Annotated in this window: 5 protein-coding genes and 1 pseudogene; 4 read left to right on the plus strand and 2 right to left on the minus strand. The window is 35.0% G+C overall.

Annotation, left to right across the window (positions count from 1 at the left end):
• Nucleotides 1-340 precede the first annotated feature (340 nt).
• The 4 genes from AACZ30_RS12350 (at nucleotide 341) to AACZ30_RS12365 (ending at nucleotide 4,384) form a co-directional block, all read left to right on the plus strand.
• Nucleotides 341-1,057 carry a glycosyltransferase family 2 protein gene (locus AACZ30_RS12350; RefSeq protein WP_339649682.1) on the plus strand — a complete coding sequence of 239 codons (717 nt, stop codon included), beginning with the start codon at nucleotides 341-343 and terminating at the stop codon, nucleotides 1,055-1,057.
• Complete coding sequence (locus AACZ30_RS12355) at nucleotides 1,050-1,679, plus strand: lipid-A-disaccharide synthase N-terminal domain-containing protein (protein ID WP_208225618.1); 630 nt, start codon at nucleotides 1,050-1,052, stop codon at nucleotides 1,677-1,679. The genes AACZ30_RS12350 and AACZ30_RS12355 overlap by 8 nt, the downstream gene beginning before the upstream one ends.
• A complete protein-coding gene (locus tag AACZ30_RS12360; protein ID WP_339649683.1) occupies nucleotides 1,663-3,285 on the plus strand; it encodes a glycosyltransferase family 39 protein in 1,623 nt (540 codons plus the stop codon). Before AACZ30_RS12355 ends, AACZ30_RS12360 begins: the two co-directional genes overlap by 17 nt.
• A 127-nt stretch (nucleotides 3,286-3,412) precedes the next feature.
• Nucleotides 3,413-4,384 carry a type I phosphomannose isomerase catalytic subunit gene (locus AACZ30_RS12365; RefSeq protein ID WP_339649685.1) on the plus strand — a complete coding sequence of 324 codons (972 nt, stop codon included), beginning with the start codon at nucleotides 3,413-3,415 and terminating at the stop codon, nucleotides 4,382-4,384.
• Between the two features lie 126 nt (nucleotides 4,385-4,510).
• On the opposite strand, the gene mgrA is transcribed toward AACZ30_RS12365, so the two are convergent.
• On the minus strand, nucleotides 4,511-5,509 hold the full coding sequence (gene mgrA, locus AACZ30_RS12370) for an L-glyceraldehyde 3-phosphate reductase (RefSeq protein ID WP_339649687.1): 999 nt from the start codon (nucleotides 5,507-5,509) through the stop codon (nucleotides 4,511-4,513).
• 17 nt (nucleotides 5,510-5,526) lie between these two features.
• Nucleotides 5,527-6,297, minus strand: a pseudogene (locus AACZ30_RS12375) (gfo/Idh/MocA family oxidoreductase); the annotation flags it as partial.

Consider the following 6,297-nt stretch of genomic DNA (forward strand, 5'->3'; position numbering starts at 1 on the left):
GGACCGCCTGCTTAGAAGGCAGGTGCTCTATCCAGCTGAGCTACGCGACCGTTTTTGCGGTTGCAAATATAAGCCTCTTTCCAAATAAAACAAGCTTTTTTTATTTAAAAATTTATTTTTTTCTTCAACTTGATTTTATGGGAATTTTAATCTGTTTTTAACTTAATTTTTAAATTGAAAGTTTTTCTCAATTATATCCTTAATTTTGCCCCGGTAAATTTTTTAAAAAATTCCTTTGATAACATTGAAATACGTTTTGCTCCAGAATTCAACGACTGTTAACCAGATATTTAGGTTTAGTAAATTTACCTCAATTCTTAATAAAGCCTGTTAATTGTTTATGGAGTTTCAATTCACCATTATTGTTCCGGTTTATAACGAGATTGAAAGTTTACCCAGGCTTTTTGATTTTTTGCAGAATTACCTTAAATCGGCTTCACTCAAATCCTGTGTTTTACTGGTAGACGATGGCTCTGGTGACGGCAGTGCTTCGGCTATAGAAAAATTCTGTTTAGATCACGAGGATTTTAATTGTTTGTTATTCAACAAAAATTATGGGAAAGGCGCCGCATTAAAAGCCGCTTTCGATCATACTAAAACGCCATTGCTTGGTTACCTGGATGCCGATCTACAAACGCATCCTGAGGATTTTGAATTACTTCTGCCATATATTAATGATTTTGGTTTGGTTACCGGCTGGCGTAAGAATAGAAAAGATACCCTTGTAAAACGTATTTCTTCCAAAACCGGAAACGCAGTACGTATATTTTTTACGCACGATAATATTCACGATACCGGCTGCCCGCTTAAGATAATGCATACCGAATACGCTAAGAAAATCCCTATGTTTAAAGGTTTACAGCGTTTTTTACCGGCTATGATATTATTGCAGCAAAAGGAGATAAAAGAGGTGGTTATTAATCATTATCCAAGAATTGAAGGCGAATCTAAATACAATTTCAAAAATAGGTTTCTGGGGCCTTTGGTAGATTGTTTTGCTTATGTTTGGATTAAAAAATCGTATATAGATTACAGCATAAAAGCGAAACATGGATAATTCGCTGCTTATTTATGTAATTGGCTTTACCGCGCAAATCCTTTTTTCGTCAAGGATGATTATGCAATGGATACTTTCTGAAAAACAAAAGAAAGTGCTTACCCCAATACTTTTTTGGGAATTAAGTTTACTGGCTTCTTTTTTACTTTTTATTTACGGCTATTTTAGAGATGACTTTGCTATAATGCTGGGCCAAACGCTAACGTATTTTATTTATATAAGAAATTTACATTTCCAGGGGCAATGGAAAAAGCTTCCCTATTTAATACGATTTATAATCCTGGTTTTCCCTGCCATTGTGGTTATTTATAGCTTTTTTAATAACGAATATAACCTTCAAAAGTTATTTCTGAATGAAGCTATTCCGCTGTGGTTACTTTCTCTTGGAATTATAGCGCAGGTCGTTTTCACTTTACGTTTTTTATACCAGTGGTTGTATTCAGAAAAACAGAAGAAATCCTGTTTACCGCTGGGATTTTGGTGGTTAAGCCTGGTAGGTTCTTCGCTAATTTTAATTTATGCAGTCTTTAGAAAAGATCCCGTTTTGCTTATTGGGCATTTGTTTGGCGCCATAATGTATATTAGAAATATTATAATTCACCATAATGAAATTAGAGAATAAATATCTTCTGTTACTCATTTTTGCAGCAATAGCCGTGTTTTTTATAAACCTGGATGCGATCTATATCAACATTATGGAGGCGCGTAATTTTATTACCGCCCGCGAAATGCTGAATGATAATAACTGGATATTCACCACGATGAATGCTGAGCCGCGTTATGAAAAACCACCTTTACCAACCTGGTTAACGGCAATTTCAATGTCGGTTTTTGGAATGGAAGGACTTTTTGGTTTAAGACTTCCTTCAGCAATTATGGGATTAATTTTAGTAGTTTTTATCTACAAATTGCTACTTAAAATCACCAAAAATATAGAACTATCTTTCGTGGCCGGTTTAATAGCTACTACCTCATTTTATATTGTTTTTTCCAGTAGGGACGGGCAGTGGGATATTTATACCCATAGTTTTATGATGCTGGCTATCTTTTGGCTGTACAAACTCTATAATTCAACTAAGAACTGGTATTTATATGCTTTAGTTAGCGGATTGTTTATTGGTTGTTCTATTCTTAGTAAGGGCCCGGTTTCACTTTATGCATTATTTCTTCCGTTTTTAATTGCTTACGGAATTATTTACAAATTTGACGGCACAAAGGCACGGTGGAAAGCCCTGGTTCTTTTAATTTTAGTGGCATTAATTTCTGGAGGTTGGTGGAACCTCTATGTTTATTTATTTGATACTCGTGCAGTTGCCGAAATTACCAGCCAGGAAACTGGCAGATGGTTAAATTACAATGTGAGGCCGTTTTATTATTACTGGAGCTTTTTTATTCAAAGTGGTTTATGGACCATTCCATCTTTTGTGGCCTTGCTTTATCCTTATTTAAAAGATAAGGTTAGCAATAAAAAAGCCTATAAATTCACGCTCTTCTGGACGCTGGCTTCAGTTTTTTTGCTTTCAGTAATTCCAGAGAAAAAATCACGTTATTTATTGCCGGTTCTTATTCCTATGGCAATGAATACCTCATTTTATATTGAATTTCTTTTTAATCATTTTAAAAGCTTAAAGACCAAAGAAGCTGCGGTGATTTATTTTCATTTTGGCATTTTCGCCATTGTAGGCTGTGTTTTTCCCATTGCTGCATATTTCTATTTTGAATCTTTTCTGCAGGATATTTTGATTTGGTATATTTTGAGTTCAATTTTCTTATTTATCATCGGGGTTTTAATGTTTAGGTTTTTAATACTGAAAAAAATAAAACCGCTTTTTTATTTAAGCATATTCTTCCTGGTAAGTATTGTATGGTTTGGTTTGCCAATGGCCAATAAAATTAATGTAAACAAAGATTATAATAGCATTGTAAATATTAACAGGCATCTCAAAGAATATAATGCACCTGTTTATGAAATTAATGATTTTGCGCCAGAAATGATTTGGGAATATGGAAAACCAATTCCGGTTTTAAATAAAAATGGTGAGTTTAAAATTCCATCAGAAGATAAATTTTTGATTTTATCTGATGGGAAATATAATCTTGATAGTTTACAGCACATTTTTAGAAACTTTAGCACGATAAAAATTGATAGCGTAGATATGAATCCTGTAAGCAGCAAGCACAAACAACGATTGTACAGGGATTTATTTCTCGTGGAAAAAGAAAATTAAAAATAAAAATCAGCCGTATTTTTAGAGAGGCCTAAAACTTTTTAAATCTTGTTAAAATGAGACGCTACCAATTTTTTAACATGCTAATATTTGATTATATTGGAGCGCTTTTAAAACTAACCAAATAATGCTTGACTATCCAATAAAATTTTTCCCCATTTTAAAAGAAAAAATATGGGGTGGAGAAAAACTAAAAACAATTCTAAATAAAGAAACCAACCGGGACGACCTGGGCGAAAGCTGGGAAATATCTGGTGTAGAAGGAGCTATATCTGTAGTTTCTAACGGTGAACTAAAAGGGTTTTCCCTAAAGGACCTTTTAAAGGAATACAAAGAAGAAATTGTAGGTAAGAAAATATATAAAGAATTTAATGCCGATTTTCCTTTGCTAATAAAATTTATAGACGCCAATACAGAACTTTCTGTACAATTACATCCTAACGATGAGCTTGCGCAGCAACGCCATAATTCTTTCGGAAAAACCGAAATGTGGTATATTATGCAGGCCGATGAAGGTGCAAAAATCAATATAGGGTTTAAAGAAAGTGTTTCTAAAGAAGATTATATTACCCGTTTAGAAGAAGGAAAAATTGTTGAATTACTCAATTTTGAAGAAGTAAAAAAAGGCGATAGTTTCTTTATAAATACCGGAAAAGTACACGCGATAGGAGCGGGGGTGCTTTTAGCTGAAATCCAGCAAACCTCAGATGTTACTTATAGAATTTACGATTGGGACCGGACTGACGATGAAGGAAATTCCCGTGAACTACATACCGCACTAGCCATTGATGCTATTGATTTTGAAAAGAAAGACGATTTTAAGCTTAATTACGAAAAAACAAAAAACAAATCTTCTGAAGTTGCCTGTTGCCAGTATTTCACTACAAATTACTTAGCTGTAGATGGAGAAATTACCAAAGACTATAGCAATTTAGATTCGTTTGTGATCTATATGTGTGTTAACGGAAGTGGAGAAGTTTCAGTAAATGGAAATTCTGAAAAAATTGCCCAGGGAGAAACTTTATTAATTCCGGCCTCGAATAAAGAAGTTAAGCTTTCAGCTGAAAACTGTGAACTTTTAGAGGTTTATATTAAATAAAAATATAGGCTGTCTAAAGCGTGTTTTACGATCGTCATCCTGAACTTGTTTCAGGATCTATGTTGTTAGAAGTTGAAACAAGTTATGCCAGACGGAAATATGCGTTTTAAACAGCCTATTTTAATCCTACTTATTTTTTAAAATTTCTTCTATTTTTTCCAATTCAATTTTATTGAATTCAATGTTTTCAATGGCTTTAATATTATCCTCTAATTGAGAAACCTTGCTCGCACCAACCAAAACGGAAGTAACGCGTTTATCTTTTAATAACCAGGCCACGGCCATTTGTGCTAAACTTTGATTCCTGGATTGGGCAATTTCGTTTAGTGCCTGTACTTTTTCAACTATTTCGGGCGTGATTTGCGACTCATCTAAGTAACTGCCCTGGGTTGCCGCTCTACTGTCTTTTGGAATTCCGTTTAAATATTTATCGGTTAAAATTCCCTGTTCTAATGGTGAAAAAACGATGCTGCCAATCCCTTCGTGTTCCAGTGTATTTAATAAACCATTTTCCACCCAGCGATCCATCATATTATATCTAGGTTGATGGATTAGGAAAGGTGTTTTCTGCGCTCTAAGAATTTCAGCTGCCCTGGCAGTATCTTTAGATGAATATTGGGAAATACCCACGTAAAGTGCTTTTCCCTGTTTTACAATTTGGTCTAAAGCACCCATAGTTTCTTCTAAAGGTGTATCAAGATCTGGGCGGTGGTGATAGAAGATATCTACATAATCCAGTCCCATTCTTTGTAACGATTGATCTAAACTGGCAATTAGGTATTTCCTGGACCCAAAATTACCATAAGGTCCCGGCCACATATCCCAACCGGCTTTGGTAGAAATAAGCAATTCATCACGGTATTGCTTAAAATCTTCGGCAAAAATCTTTCCGAAATTTTTCTCAGCCGAACCATAAGGTGGCCCATAATTATTGGCAAGATCAAAATGGGTAATACCATTATTAAATGCTGCTCTTAAAATGTTTCTTGCATTTTCAAAATCATCATTATCTCCGAAATTATGCCATAAACCCAGCGAGAGTAGGGGAAGTTTAATTCCGCTTTTTCCGCAGCGGCGGTATTTCATCTTTTCGTATCGATTCTCGTTAGCTATATATTTACTCATTGAAATTAATTTTAGTTCTAAATCTTAGGTAATTCCCAACCATTATGGTAATTCGCTTTTAACAGATTATTCGCCTCATCATCATCAAATTTTTCTTTTTCTAAATCCCAGTACAACTTTTTTCCTGTTTTGTATGCAATATTTCCCATATGTGCATTAATAGCCGCGATGCTTCCTGTTTCGATCCCGCAATTTAATTTTGAAGAGTCATTGGTAGTTATGGCTTCAACAAAATTAGCCGCATGTTTTTCCAGCGCATTTCCTTCAGATTTTTGCAATGCTATTTCTTCAACTTTCGGAACAAATTTTCCATCAATATTATCTCCTTCAGGAATTATCTCCCAGCCATCTCTATTTACTACCAGTGTTCCGTTATTTCCTATAAAAGCAATGCCTTCATTTCTACCATAATTTCCACCGTCAATTCCAACGGCGTGCTCCCATAATAAATTGAAATTTTCAAACTCATATACTGTCTGAAGCGTATCGGGAGTTTCAGCGGCATCATTGGGGTAAGCAAGTTTTCCGCCAGAAGCTAAAACAGATTTTGGTGCTTTAGCATTCATTGCATAGAGTGCAATATCAATTTCGTGCACGCCCCAATCGGTCATAAGTCCGCCAGCATAATCCCAAAACCAACGAAAAGTAAAATGGAACCGGTTTTCGTTAAAAGGTCTTTCAGGCGCGGGACCCAACCACATTTTATAATCTACACCCGGTGGAGGAGTATTGTCAGGTTTATGTGGAAGCCTGTCTTTCCAGCCTATATAAGCCCAACATTTCACCAA

It is taken from the genome of uncultured Salegentibacter sp. (assembly GCF_963972535.1).
GTDB lineage: Bacteria > Bacteroidota > Bacteroidia > Flavobacteriales > Flavobacteriaceae > Salegentibacter.